The organism is Pseudomonas sp. 5C2 (assembly GCF_034314155.1).
Classification (GTDB): domain Bacteria; phylum Pseudomonadota; class Gammaproteobacteria; order Pseudomonadales; family Pseudomonadaceae; genus Aquipseudomonas.
Genome location: NZ_JAVIWH010000002.1, coordinates 2,562,137 through 2,576,033 on the forward strand (window position 1 = coordinate 2,562,137; position 13,897 = coordinate 2,576,033).

11 protein-coding genes are annotated in these 13,897 nt (G+C 59.6%); 1 reads left to right on the plus strand and 10 read right to left on the minus strand.

Translation table 11 applies throughout. The annotated features are described in order from the left end of the window. Positions 1-51: 51 nt before the first annotated feature. The 6 genes from pepN to RGU44_RS12520 are packed head-to-tail and all read right to left on the minus strand — an operon-like array spanning position 52 to position 6,562. The gene (gene pepN / locus RGU44_RS12495) at positions 52-2,709 is read right to left on the minus strand and encodes an aminopeptidase N (protein WP_322180747.1); all 2,658 of its coding nucleotides are present in this window, start codon (positions 2,707-2,709) and stop codon (positions 52-54) included. A gap of 10 nt (positions 2,710-2,719) precedes the next feature. Further along, positions 2,720-3,550 carry a DUF2797 domain-containing protein gene (locus tag RGU44_RS12500; RefSeq protein WP_322180749.1) on the minus strand — a complete coding sequence of 277 codons (831 nt, stop codon included), beginning with the start codon at positions 3,548-3,550 and terminating at the stop codon, positions 2,720-2,722. Further along, positions 3,547-3,807, minus strand: coding sequence for a YeaC family protein (locus tag RGU44_RS12505; protein WP_219061586.1), 261 nt, complete (start codon positions 3,805-3,807; stop codon positions 3,547-3,549). The genes RGU44_RS12500 and RGU44_RS12505 overlap by 4 nt, the downstream gene beginning before the upstream one ends. 27 nt (positions 3,808-3,834) lie before the next feature. After that, entirely contained in the window at positions 3,835-4,704 is an 870-nt protein-coding gene (locus tag RGU44_RS12510) for a rhomboid family intramembrane serine protease (protein WP_322180752.1), read from the minus strand. Beyond that, entirely contained in the window at positions 4,701-5,672 is a 972-nt protein-coding gene (locus tag RGU44_RS12515) for a metallophosphoesterase (protein ID WP_219061588.1), read from the minus strand. Before RGU44_RS12515 ends, RGU44_RS12510 begins: the two co-directional genes overlap by 4 nt. Then, on the minus strand, positions 5,672-6,562 hold the full coding sequence (locus RGU44_RS12520) for an NAD(+) kinase (RefSeq protein WP_219061589.1): 891 nt from the start codon (positions 6,560-6,562) through the stop codon (positions 5,672-5,674). Before RGU44_RS12520 ends, RGU44_RS12515 begins: the two co-directional genes overlap by 1 nt. 144 nt (positions 6,563-6,706) lie before the next feature. Here RGU44_RS12520 and RGU44_RS12525 point away from each other — a divergent pair, with 144 nt between their 5' ends. Then, a complete protein-coding gene (locus RGU44_RS12525; RefSeq protein WP_322180754.1) occupies positions 6,707-7,696 on the plus strand; it encodes a DUF1853 family protein in 990 nt (329 codons plus the stop codon). A 33-nt stretch (positions 7,697-7,729) separates the two neighbouring features. Here RGU44_RS12525 and RGU44_RS12530 read toward each other — a convergent pair whose 3' ends face one another. The 4 genes from RGU44_RS12530 to RGU44_RS12545 all read right to left on the minus strand — a co-directional run bounded on the left by RGU44_RS12530 (position 7,730) and on the right by RGU44_RS12545 (position 13,697). Next, a complete protein-coding gene (locus tag RGU44_RS12530) occupies positions 7,730-8,947 on the minus strand; it encodes an MFS transporter (RefSeq protein WP_322180756.1) in 1,218 nt (405 codons plus the stop codon). A gap of 187 nt (positions 8,948-9,134) precedes the next feature. Then, entirely contained in the window at positions 9,135-10,478 is a 1,344-nt protein-coding gene (locus RGU44_RS12535) for an MFS transporter (RefSeq protein ID WP_322180758.1), read from the minus strand. Positions 10,479-10,628: 150 nt separating this feature from the next. Beyond that, on the minus strand, positions 10,629-11,558 hold the full coding sequence (locus RGU44_RS12540; RefSeq protein WP_322217381.1) for a 1-aminocyclopropane-1-carboxylate deaminase/D-cysteine desulfhydrase: 930 nt from the start codon (positions 11,556-11,558) through the stop codon (positions 10,629-10,631). 102 nt (positions 11,559-11,660) lie between these two features. Further along, a complete protein-coding gene (locus RGU44_RS12545) occupies positions 11,661-13,697 on the minus strand; it encodes an NADPH-dependent 2,4-dienoyl-CoA reductase (protein ID WP_322180762.1) in 2,037 nt (678 codons plus the stop codon). Positions 13,698-13,897: the final 200 nt, after the last annotated feature.

Below are 13,897 nucleotides of genomic sequence, written 5' to 3' on the forward strand. Positions count from 1 at the left end.
ACTTTTCAGAGGGGACTATCCATTGTGCCTGTTGCTGGCGAAGGCGATGAATCAAGCCAGACTTTTGCTCACCACCTCATACACGTCGCTCGACAGATCGCCCGAAGCACGAATGCGCTCCAGTTCGGCCTTCATCAGGGCCTGACGGGCGCTGTCGTATTTGCGCCAGCGTGTCAGCGGTGCCAATTGGCGCGAGGCGATCTGTGGATTGAAGGCGTTCAGCTCAATCACCAGGTCCGCCAGGAAGCGATAGCCCGAGCCATCCGCCGCATGGAAGTTGATCAGGTTCTGACCGGCGAATGCGCCGACCAACGCACGAACCTTGTTCGGATTTTTCATCGTGAAGGCCGGGTGCGCCATCAACGCTTTAACCCGTTGCAGGCCACCGGGCAAGGTGCTTGCAGCCTGGACGCTGAACCATTGGTCCATGACCAGCGGATTGTCCTTGAAGTTGTCGGCAAACGTGGCCAGGGCCTTGGCTTTCTCTTCGGCGAATGGCGAGTTCACCAACACCGCGAGCGCAGTCAAGCGCTCGGTCATGTTGTCGCACGTATCGAACTGCTCAAGGCAGGCCGCAAGCACCTGCGGTTTGCCACTGAGCATCAGGTACGACAGGGCGATGTTTTGCAGGCCACGACGGGCAAAATGCTCGGCCTCGGCGACATAAGCGGTCTTTTTCGACAGCTCGCGGTTGGCCTGGTAACGCTGCCATAAGCCCTCGAACAGGCTGTCGGCCAATTGCTTGCGGGCAAACTCGCGGGCGGCATGGATCGCGTCCACGTCGGCGACTTCGCTGATTTCTGTCAGATAGGCCTCGCCCGGCAACGACAGCATCTCGGCAACCATGGCCTGATCAAGCTGATCGTCAGCCAGCACGCTGTTCAACGCAGTGACCAGACGCTGATCGAGCACCAGGGCCTCACCCTTCTGGTGTTGGCCGATCAATTCCTGCAGCACCTGTACCGACAGTTGCTGGCCTGCTTCCCAGCGATTGAAGCCGTCGCTGTCATGCTGCATCAGGAACATCAGTTGGTCACGGTTGTACGGGAAGCTCAGTTTCACCGGTGCCGAGAAACCACGCAGCAACGACGGCAGCGGCTTTTCAGCGATGTCGACGAAGGTGAAGGTCTGCTCGGCTTCGTTCACCGAAATCACCCGCGAGGTGCCCGACGCCGTTGCTTCGCCGGACAGACGCAAGGCTATTTCGCCGCCCTGCGCATCCAGCAAGCCGAGCGCCACCGGGATCACGAAGGGTTGTTTTTCCTGTTTGTCCGGGGTCGCCGGGTAGCTTTGACGGAAAGTCAGGCTGTAGGTTTTCGCCGCGCTGTCATACGCCTCGCTCACCGCCAGACGTGGGGTGCCCGCCTGGCTGTACCAGCGTTTGAACTGGGTCAGCTCGACGCTATTGGCGTCTTCCATGGCTTTGATGAAGTCATCACAGGTCACGGCTTGACCGTCATGGCGTTCAAAGTACAGGTCGCTGCCTTTACGGAAGCCCTCGGTACCGAGCAAGGTGCGCAACATGCGCACCACTTCCGAGCCCTTCTCGTACACGGTCAGGGTATAGAAGTTGGAAATCTCGATGAAGCTGGCCGGGCGCACGGCGTGGGCCATCGGGCCGGCATCTTCGGCGAACTGGTGGGTACGCAGGTAAGCGACGTCTTCGATGCGCTTGACCGTGCGCGAGTTCATGTCGGCCGAGAACTCAGCGTCACGGAAGACCGTGAAGCCTTCCTTCAACGACAGCTGGAACCAGTCGCGGCAAGTCACGCGGTTGCCCGACCAGTTGTGGAAATATTCGTGGGCGACCACCGCTTCGACCCGCTGGTGCGCGGCATCGGTGGCGGTTTCGGCGCGGGCCAGCACACAGCTGGAGTTGAAGATGTTGAGGCCCTTGTTCTCCATGGCGCCCATGTTGAAGTCGTTGACCGCCACGATCATGAAGATGTCCAGGTCGTATTCGCGACCGTAGGTCTCTTCGTCCCAGCGCATGGACTTCTTCAGGCTGTTCATGGCGTGCTCGCACTTGTCGACGTTTTCAGGCTCGACATAAATGCGCAGTGTCACGTCGCGCTGGTTCATGGTGGTGAACACGTCTTCGATGCACCACAGATCGCCGGCCACCAGCGCGAACAGGTACGCCGGCTTCATGAACGGATCTTCCCAGGTCGCCCAATGCCGACCGTCCTCTCCCGGGCCACTGGCAATCGGGTTGCCGTTGGACAGCAGTACCGGATAGCTGTGCTGCTCGGCGCTGACGGTGGTGGTGAACTTGCTCATCACGTCAGGTCGGTCGAGGTAATAGGTGATCTTGCGGAAGCCTTCGGCCTCGCACTGGGTGCAGAACATCCCGCTGGACTTGTACAAGCCTTCCAGCGCGGTATTGGTTTCCGGGTGAATCCGTACCGAGGTGTCGAGGGTGAATTGCGCAGCCTTGGGTTGCACGGTCAGCTGGTCGGGAGTCTGTTGGTAGTCGCCGACACCCAGTTCAGTGTCGTCGAGCTTGAGCGACAGCAGTTCGAGCAACTGCCCATCCAGCACCAGCTGCGGCAGACCGGCACCGCGCGCCGGGTTACGACGCATCACCAGTTGCGCATGGACCAGAGTGTGGTCCTCGAACAGTTCGAAGGTCAGGTGCGTCTCGTCAATGAGGTACTCAGGCGCCTGATAGTCTTTCAGATAGATCATTTTCGGTTGTTCTGTGCGCATGCTGGAGTCCTTACTGATGCACGGCGAGCTGATAAGCCGTGTACTTACGAATATTGATCACGCCGGTATCGAAGATCAGGTACTGCCCCTTGATCCCCATCAGCGTGCCTTCAGCGATCGGGTTCTTGTCCAGATTGAAGCTGACGATCTTGGTCGGATAAGCCTCGACCGGGTAACGAATTTCAATTGGCTCGACGTCATGCAAGAGTTGGACGGCCTGCAGGCCGAATCGTTCTTGCAAGCCGAGCAAGCCTTCGCCACAGGTGTCGAACAGTTGCTGGCGAACGGCTTTAAGGTCCACCGGCGGTGCATCGCCCTTGAGCAAGGCACGCCAGTTGGTACGGTCGGCCACCTGACTGCGCAACAGGTCTTCGACAAAACCGGACTGCTGCCGCGTCGCGACGCGCACAATCGGCACCGCCTGACTGGCCCCCTGATCAAGCCAGCGGGTGGGCAATTGCGTGGCGCGGGTGATGCCTACCTTGACCCCGGAAGAGTTGGCCAGATAAACCACATGATCGGTCATGCAGAACTGCTCGCCCCACGCCGGATCACGGCAGGTGCCCTGTTCGTAGTGGCATTTTTCCGGGCTCATGATGCAAATATCGCATTGCGCCAGTTTGGTCATGCACGGGTAGCAATACCCTTGGCTGAAGCTGGTCTTGGTCTTGCGCCCGCAATGGGTGCAATTGATCGCGCCCAGGTATTCCAGGCGCACCGTCTTGCCGATCATGGGGTTGACCGGTATGTCCGTGTCGCCCAGACGAAAACCGTACTGCACCCACGGCGCGTCGAGACGCGCCGACATTTTGCTGATTGCACCGCGGCCAATCTCGATCAATGGATAGCATCCGACTTGAACAGGATGTTAGGCACTGTTATCGATTTTGAACTGCATTCCTGCGGTCCCATATAGCCGGTGCGTTGTTCCTCGGGCAAGTTCTGGACTTCCCAGGCGATCAACGCTTGCAAGGACAACTCACGCTGTTCCTGGGACAGCTTGCGACCGTCGGACCACTTGCCGATTTCCACTGCCAATTTCAGGCTTTGGTAAATGTCCGGGGTAATGTTTTCGATCATTTCAACAAAAGAGGACATATCACTCTCCACAGTAAGGACACAATTTTAACCAGCCCGGCGAGCTAAAGCTCCGCCTACAAGACCCGTAACACAACCGATGATCAGGCCGCCGACATGAGCGCCGTTGGCGATGGCGCCGAAGCCCAGCATGCTGATCAGACCCGACAGGCACAGCAGCAGCCAGACCAGCATCATGATCAGTACGCCGCGAGGCAGACGATAAACAGGGTTCGGCGCCAGCCACTGGAAGATCCAGCAATGGCCGAGCAGGCCGTAGAGTACTCCCGAAAGCCCGCCAAACAGGGTCGGCCCACTGACCAGATATTGGGTGTAGTTGGACACCAGGCTGAACAGCAAGGTCAGCCCGAGCAAGTGCCAACTGCCCTCGCGCGACTCGATCCGCCGCCCCAGTTCCCAGTACCACATGCCGTTCATCGACAGATGGAGAATACCGAAATGCACCAGCATCGGTGTGACCAGCCGCCACCACTGCCCCGCTGCCAGACTGTCGGCCAGTGGCATGAAGGTGATGTAGTCACCCCGCACGCGGAAGTCGAGAAAAGTCAGCCAGCTCAGGGTGTCAAACCGGTCACCGAGCAGGGTGACGGCGCCAACCACCAGGCACAGCAGCAATACCAGTGTCGTAACCGGGCTGTTGCGCAATTGTTGGACAAAGCCCGGCCGGGCGTAGGTCGCCCCCAGCTCGACAGCGGGCAATTCATAGGCGGGATCGCCTTCGGGGAAGCGTTGATACAGCACTCGGATGTCATCTGCCAATTGCGCATTTGGCACCCACAAAACTTGCTCACCCGCCTCTTCACTGACCCGATGGGGCACGCGCAGGCGTCGCAACAAGCCGACGAAGCCGCTCAAGTCAGTGGTCAACGGCAAGCGTAGTACTGCAACAGGACTCATTGCACAGCCTCTGGACGTTCAACATCAACCCAGACGAATTTGCGTGGGTCGATGCAGGTTTCCTGGTCCAGCCGATAGGCGACCAGCTTGCCGTAAAGCACGGCGCTGTAATCCAGACAGGCCAGGTTCGGCCGGATTGGGGCGGGGTTGCCACTGCGCCAATAATGGCCAACGAACAGCAAGGGTTCGTCGATGCCGTAGCGTAACAAGGCATTTTTTTCGAGTGGCGACAACGGTGTCTTCGCGACCAGATCAGGCAAGGCGTCCGGCTGAAACACGACGTCGCCGTACGTTTGCGGGTCGTCTTCCCAAAACTTGGTGCGGAAAAACGCACGGGTCAGGCCATCGCCGCCGGTCAGGGTCAGGCCATGCGGCAGGCGCATGTCTGTCCCCCGCAGCAGACGGTCGAAGACGTTGCTGGCGAAACTGCCGGGCTCGGCGGACGCCTGAACAAAGTGCTCATCTATACAACCGTCGCTGTACTGCGCCCGTAGCGGCTCGATCAAACCCGCGTCCCAACAGGCGTGAACCATGCGAAACCGCCCGGCATCGATAAACAGCGGCATCGTGTAGAACCACGCGAGGAAGTCATGCCAGTCCTGAGGATGCTGGTCGAACTGGCTCAGGGTTTCCTCAAGCAGCCGCGCGTGACGCGGCGTATGTTCGCGCACGAATTGCTTGTGGCTGCCCGGCAAAGCTGGCGTGCTCCAGCCCAGCGCATTGAATTCATGGTTGCCCATGATGCAGTGGGCCTGGCCCGCTTCGACCATGTCATGAACGATGTGCAGCGCTTCGCGGATTCGCGGGCCACGGTCGATGATGTCGCCAAGAAACAGCGCGATACGTTCAGGGTGGCGCCAGACGCCCGCCTGAAAACGGTAACCGAGGGTGTCGAGCAAGTGCTCAAGGGTATGGGCACAACCATGCACGTCACCGATCAGATCATAGCTACGCGCGGGATCGAGCATCAATCGCCTCCACCACCGAGCCGGCTGCCCCAGCCAAGCTTGGTGCGGCAGACTTCGTAATAATTGTGATCAAGCGGATGAATCAACCGCAGCTTTTGCGGCTTCTTGCTGATGTTGATCGTATCACCGGGCGCGCAGGTGAAATGGTTCTGCCCGTCACACGAGACTTGCGGGTAGATCTGCATGTCTTTGGACACGACGATCTTCAATTCGCTGTTGCCATCGACCACGATCGGCCGGCCTGACAGGGTGTGCGGGTACATTGGCACGATGACGATCGCGTCGAGTTTGGGGTGCATGATCGGCCCGCCCGCCGACAGCGCGTAGGCAGTCGAACCGGTCGGCGTGGCGACGATCAGGCCGTCGGCCTTCTGGCTGCAGACGAACTGGCCGTCGATATACAGCTCGAACTCGATCATCCGCGTCGATTTACCGGGGTGCAGTACCACATCGTTGAGCGCATCACCCTGACCAATGGCGTCGCCATGGCGCCGTACTTCGGCCTGAAGCAGGAAGCGGTTCTCCACCAGATAGTGGCCGTCGAGCACTTCGGCGACTTTCACTTCCAGCTCATCGGGACGGATATCGGTGAGGAACCCCAGGCTGCCCCGGTTGATCCCCAGCACCGGCACGTTATGACGCGCCAAGGCCCGGGCAGCACCCAAAAGGCTGCCATCACCGCCGACGACGATGACCATGTCGCAGACTTCGCCCAGCATTTTACGCGTCGACGTCTGCAGACCATGCCCCGGCAAGACTTCGGCGATGGTGTCTTCGAGGATCACGTGCATGTGCCGCTCGAGCAGAAACGCCTTCAGTCGGCGAACGGTATCAAGCACCTGCGAACTGCCGAGGCGACCAATGATGCCGATATTGCGAAATTGCTCCATGGGGCTCCTGCGGGATTCGATACGACTCAAAGAAAGCGATTATGGGTGAAAGGCCTGCCCAGCGGCAAACCGGTGCGGATTATTTGCCTGCCCGGACATCCTCGCGAATGACCCAACCCCTTCAACACAGGCTATTCTCGCTGAATGACTTTATTCCCGAGCCTACTCGACCTGCCCCGCCAGTTGCGCCACCCCGAAGTGCGCGACCTGGCGTGGGTCATCCTCGCACCGCCGATGCTTGCCGAAACGCCCTGGCCCCAGCGTCACCCCCTGACGGGCAGTGATTGGGTGCAAGCGCCGCACACCCTGGCCGACTGGTTACTGCGTCTGGATCAGGACAGCAGCGCCCTGAATCACTGGCTGGCACTGGGCGCGACCCGACGCCTGGGTCTGTATTACGAGCGGCTGTGGCAATTTGCCGTGCAGCAGGCACCCGGCGTTGAAATGATCGCCGCCAATTTACCTATTCGCCTGGCCGGTCACACGCTGGGGGAGCTGGACATGCTTCTGCGTGACCGGGACGGCGTGCACCACGTGGAGTTGGCGATCAAACTCTATCTGGGGCCGCAACGGGGCGATGGCAAGGACCCCGCGCAATGGTTGGGGCCCGGTTGTCATGACCGACTGGACCGCAAGCTCGCGCACCTGAGCCAGCATCAACTGCCAATCTCGGCACGACCCGAGGCCCGTGAAGCCCTTGATGCGCTGGACATTCGCCAGTTCAGCGCTGAACTGTGGCTGGGGGGTTACCTGCTTTATCCATGGCCCGGGAAAGCACAATCACCGGCGGGCGCGCACCGTCAGCACCTGAATGGACGCTGGCTGCATCAGCATGACTGGGCAGATTTCATCGCGCAAAGCCCCGCAGGTCGTTGGCAACCCCTGCCGCGCCATGCCTGGCTGGCTCCCGCCCATTACAGTGAAGCGCAGACCTGGCAGGCCGATCAGTTACAGGAGTGGCTGCTGCAACTGGACCCGCTGGCGCCAGCACAGCTCTTGGTGCGCTTGACCGAAAACGGTGGCGGCGATTGGGAAGAGGCCGAGCGCCTGTTCCTGGTCTCGGATCAGTGGCCCTATCTAGGGAATACCACCAACGCCGTCGCCTCAGTCGCCGTACCAATGCCGCCGGCTTGAGCGTTCGGCCGGAATCTATGCAGTGATAGGTGATCAGACTTTTTTGGTATTGGGCAACAGAACCGTAAAAATCCCCAGCAGTGGCAGGAACGAGCAGAGCGAGTACACGTAGATGATTCCGTGGATATCGGCCAGGTAGCCGAGCAACGCTGCGCCAATCCCACCGAAACCGAACATCAAGCCAAAGAACACCCCGGCAATCATCCCCACGTTGCCCGGCACCAGCTCTTGAGCAAACACCACAATGGCGGAAAACGCCGAGGCCAGAATGAAGCCGATGATCACGCTCAGCACGCTGGTCCAGAACAGGTCCGCATAGGGCAGCATCAAGGTGAACGGCGCCACCCCAAGGATCGAGAACCAGATCACCGTTTTACGCCCGACTTTGTCGCCTATAGGGCCGCCAAAGAACGTACCGGCGGCTACCGCACCGAGAAACAGGAACAGGTGCAGTTGCGAACTGGCCACCGACAGGTCGAATTTCTGGATCAGGTAAAACGTGAAATAGCTGGTGAAACTGGCCATGTAGAAGTATTTGGAAAACACCAGAAAGCCGAGGACCATCAACGCGCCGGTCACCCGCTTTTTCGACAGGCCATGGGTCGCTTGCTGCCCTGCCTTGAGTTTGAACAGGTTCAGGTGCGCGCGGTACCAACGACTGATCGCGTACAGCAAACCGATGGCAAACACCGCGAACAGCCCGAACCAGGCGACATTGCCTTGGCCAAACGGAATGATGATGGCTGCAGCCAGCAGTGGGCCAAATGCCGACCCTGCGTTGCCACCGACCTGAAAGGTAGACTGAGCCAGGCCAAAGCGGCCACCCGAGGCCAGTCGGGCGATACGCGACGCTTCCGGGTGAAATGTCGAAGAACCAACGCCGATCAATGCCGACGCCAGCAGAATGAGCGGAAAGCTGCCGACCATCGACAGCATGACAATCCCTACCAGCGTACAAATAGCACCGGCCGGCAATAGCAGCGGGTTCGGATGACGATCCGTGTAATAACCCACCCAAGGCTGCAACAGCGACGCCGTGATCTGAAAGGTCAGGGTAATCAATCCGACCTGAGTGAAGGTCAACCCGTAGTTGGCCTTGAGCATTGGATAGATCGACGGCAGTACCGCCTGAATCAGGTCATTGATCAAATGCGCCAGAGCCACGGCACCAATGATGCGCATGACCAGAGGACTGCTTTGGCTCGCTGCCAAGGGCGGGACCGGGCTGGACTGAATATTGCTGATAGCCATGAAGATCATCCGTAACAATGGGTATGCGCTTTACAACCGTGATTGCAAAGGATGCCGCCAACAGTGGCGGCGCCAATGTGCCACTTTTTAGCGCATGAATGCCATTTTTTGTTGCGGACTCTGCCTGGCTGGCAAAATTTATCCTCCCTGATGCCAGTGCATCCAAAAGCATCAGTAGAGGTATTCGCTAAGCGACAGATCCCTGCGGCGACACTTCGAATTCATCTGAGCCATCAGCCCCGTGCAAGGAAACCTTCGACGTCTCCGGCAACGCCAATCCGCCCGCCAGCGCCAGCACTGCGACGGCCATCAGGTAAAAAGCCGGGGACAGGTTGCTGCCGGTCGTGGTGATCAGCCAGGTGGCAACCAGTGGCGCGGTACCACCAAAAATCGTGTAGGCCATGTTGTAGGTGATCGCCGAGGCGGTGTAACGCGTACGTGTAGGAAAGGTTTCGGAGAGCAAGGCCGCCGTGACCACACCACAGAGCACTGCTCCCACCGCCAACAACATTACGCCGAAGATCGACGCAATGAACGAGCCGGAACTGGCCATCAGGAATGCGGGATACACCACCACAAGCAACAACACGCCAGCGCTCGCTATTGTCGCCCGCCGCCCGACCCTGTCGGAAAACATCCCGGCCAATGGGCAGATTGCGGCGGCAAAAATCAGCGCAACCACCGACACCAGCAATGCCGTAGCCCGGCTCAGACCGCCTGCGACTTGCAGGTACGTGGCGAAATAGGTGGTGAACATATAAAACGAAAGCGCCGTCAACGACACGAACGCGCCCAGGCAGCAGATCGCGGCACCATGGGTACGCAGGGTTTCGCGCAATGGGGAATGGGCCACTGCAGCCTCGTTGGCGACGGCTTGAAACGCCGGGGTTTCATCCAGTTTCCAGCGCAGATACAGCCCGACCAACCCCAACGGGGCTGCCAGCAGAAACGGCAAACGCCAGCCCCAAGTGCTCATGGCGTCCAGCGACAGCGACGACTCCAGCGCATAGGCCACCACCGCCGCGCAGGCAAAGGCGGAGAACGTCGAGACCGGCACAAAGCTGCCATACCAGGCGCGCTGGGTGCGCGGTGCATGCTCCATCAGATAAGCGCAGGCGCCAGCGTATTCACCCCCGGCGGAAAACCCCTGGGCACAGCGAATCAACGTCAACAACACCGGCGCCAGCACGCCAATTGCCGCGTAATTGGGCAGCACGCCAATCAACGTCGTCGCACCCGCCATCAGCAGGATGGTCAAGGCCAGGGTTTTCTTGCGCCCTACCCGGTCACCGAGCATGCCGAAGAAAATACCGCCCAAGGGCCGAAAAGCGAACGCCACAGCAAAGACAGCGAACGTCTTCAACAACGCGGCGCTGGGGTCGCTGCTGGGGAAAAACTGCTGAGCGATAGTCGTCGCCAAAAAGCCGTACACCGCAAAGTCGAACCACTCGACAAAATTGCCAATGGCCGCCGCACAGATCACGCGTCTCAAGGTGGCAGGGTCTACAGCCTTCATTGCTTGGGTTGTCATGCTGACCTCGGCGCGCTCATCAGGAAGGTATCGATTAGAAGTTATCGATTATCCGGGCCGCGCCGAGATGTACGTGCTCCACATGTGTCATCCGCATACTCAGGGCCGACCCGTTACCAAATGAGATTCGCAGGATTCATGCCATGAGACTCAGAGCGTGGTCCTCGCCGCCATCCCGCGCCGCCCCTGCAAGCCGCCGGTGTGCACAAAAATCAAGCGAGTGCCTCGGGCCAATAACCCTGCTGCCACCCGATCATGCAAAGCCAGTAGCGCTTTGCCGGTATACAGCGGCTCCAGTGGCAGGCCGCTGTCGGCTTCACTGACGGAGATGAAGTCCAGCAAGTGCGGATCGGTCCTGGCAAAGCCGCCGCGGCTCGCGTCCAGCAGGTAATAGCTGCAATGGCGCTCGTTAGCCCGCTCGATGACAGCAGAGACGTGCTCGGCGACACCGTGGTCGTCCGGCACCGCCAGAGCGCCATAGACCGGGTGGGCGCCCGTTTCAGCCAGGACCAGCCCGGCCAGGGTGGTTCCGGTGCCTGCCGCCAACCACCAGGCGTGATAATCGTCCCAACCCAGTTGACTCAATTGGCTGCGCGCTTGAACCACCAAATCGGCACAGCCCAAAGCACCGGGCAATCCACCACCGCCTTCCGGTACCGGGTGCAGGTGCGGGTAAAGTGCTTGCCATGGCAACCAGAAATCCGCCTGATGCCGAGCCCGATAACCGGCGTAACCCAACCAGTGCAGCTGCATGCCAAATGCCTGCAAATCAAGACTTGTCGGGGTGTCTTGCGCATGGCCGCGCAGCAGGCCGACGGTGGGGAAACCGAAGCGTTTGCCCGCTGCGGCCAAGGCATGCAGGTGATTGGAATGCGCACCGCCGAGGCTGATCACGCCTTCAGCACCGGCCTCGGCTGCCGCCGCCAGATGATGAGTCAGCTTGAACCACTTGTTGCCGGAGATCCGCGGGTCGATCAAGTCCAGACGAAGGACAGCCACCTCGACACCAGCCTGTTTTAGCCAAGGCAGATGCAAGGGTTGGAGGGGGGCGTTGGGCGGGTGGGGTATTGGGGGAAACATGAGGTTGGAGTCAGTAAACAAAGAGGCCGCAGTTTAGCATTGCGCCCTCTTTGGTTTTTTCAGGCAGACCGGCGAATCGGGTTCATTCGCGACAACGGGGCATTAGAGCTCGGCCGCCAACCGCGAACCCTGATTGATTGCGCGCTTAGCGTCCAGCTCGGCAGCGACGTCCGCGCCGCCGATCAGGTGCACGTTCTGCCCGGCTTCGACCAAGCCGTCATACAGTTCGCGCAGCGGGTCCTGACCTGCGCAAATGACAATGTTATCCACAGGCAATAGCTGCGGTTCACCTTCACCGATGCGGATGTGCAAGCCAGCATCATCAATGCTCAGGTATTCGACACCATTGAGCATTTGCACCTGCTTGTTCTTCAGACCCGTGCGATGAATCCAGCCAGTGGTTTTACCCAGGCCGTCACCGACCTTGGTTTTCTTGCGCTGCAAGAGGAACACCTGACGCGCAGGAGCCTGCGGCTCGGCCTTGATTCCGGCGACGCCACCACGCGCCTCCAGCGTCGCGTCGATGCCCCACTCTTTCCAGAACGCAGCGCAGTCGAGACTCGTGGACACGCCCTTGTGCACCAAATATTCCGACACATCGAAACCGATACCGCCCGCGCCGATCACTGCGACGCTTTTCCCTACTGGCTTACGCCCCAGAATCACGTCGAGGTAATTCAGCACTTTTTCATGCTCGACACCGGGAATAGCCGGCGTACGCGGGGCAATGCCCGTCGCCAGAATAATCTCGTCGTAACCGGCACCCAGCAGATCGCTGACAGCCACCCGGGTGTTCAAGCAGACCTCGACACCGGTGGTTTGCAGCTTGCGAGAAAAATAGCGCAGGGTTTCGGAGAACTCTTCCTTGCCCGGCACCCGTTTGGCAACGTTGAACTGGCCACCGATCTCGCTGGCCGAATCGAACAATGTCACCTGATGCCCGCGCTCGGCAGCCACCGTTGCCGCGGCCAGACCCGCTGGACCGGCACCGATCACCGCGATTTTCTTGATCTGCTGCACGGGCAGGTAGTTGAGTTCAGTCTCGTGGCAGGCGCGCGGATTGACCAGACAACTGGTCAATTTGCCACCGAAGGTATGGTCCAGACAGGCTTGGTTGCAGCCGATGCAGGTGTTGATTTCATCACTGCGACCGGCGGCGGCCTTGTTGACGAAATCCGCATCCGCCAGAAACGGCCGCGCCATGGACACCATGTCGGCATCGCCCTCGCTGAGTATCTGCTCAGCAATTTCCGGGGTGTTGATGCGGTTGGTGGTGATCAGTGGAATGCTCACCGAGCCGCGCAATTTAGCCGTGACCTTGCTGAAAGCCGCCCGCGGAACCTTGGTCGCGATAGTCGGGATTCGTGCCTCATGCCAACCGATACCGGTGTTGATCAGGGTTGCACCCGCCGCCTCGATGGCTTTGGCCAGTTGCACGATTTCTTCCCAGACGCTGCCACCTTCCACCAGATCGAGCATCGACAGGCGATAGATAATGATGAAGTTCGGGCCTACCGTCTCGCGCACGCGACGGACGATTTCCACTGGCAGGCGCATGCGATTTTCATAGCTACCACCCCAGCGATCAGTGCGATGGTTGGTGTGAGCGGCCAGGAACTGGTTAATGAAATAACCTTCCGAGCCCATGATTTCAACGCCGTCGTACTCGGCGATCTGCGCCAGGGTCGAACAGGTGACGAAATCCTGAATTTGCTTTTCGATGCCCTCTTCGTCCAGTTCTTTGGGCTTGAACGGGTTGATCGGCGCCTGAATCGCGCTTGGAGCGACTTGCCTGGGGCTGTAGGCATAGCGTCCGGCGTGGAGGATCTGCATGCAGATTTTGCCACCGGCTTCATGCACTGCCTTGGTGACGATGCGATGTTTGTCCGCTTCTTCAACCGTGGTCAACTTGGCTGCGCCGGAATACACCGCGCCTTCATCGTTGGGGCCGATACCGCCGGTCACCATCAGGCCAACACCACCACGGGCCCGCTCAGCGAAGTAAGCCGCCATGCGTTCGAATCCGCCGGGCTTTTCTTCAAGACCTGTGTGCATCGAGCCCATCAGGGTGCGGTTGCGCAAGGTGGTGAATCCCAGGTCCAGCGGGGCCAACAGGTGCGGGTAGAGAGCGGCGGCCATAAAAACTCCATCGAACGTCATCACGGGATGCGGGGGCCTCTATGGGCTCCCGTCAATTATTCAGGCAGGAGGCAAACTCACTGATCTGTCCATGGCACAAACATTAAAGAGCCAACCGGTCACACTCAATGACTCAAAGTGACAAGTTATTGATCCAAACGAACAGCGAGGGTTGGCAAGCGCGGCTCATCGCCCTACCC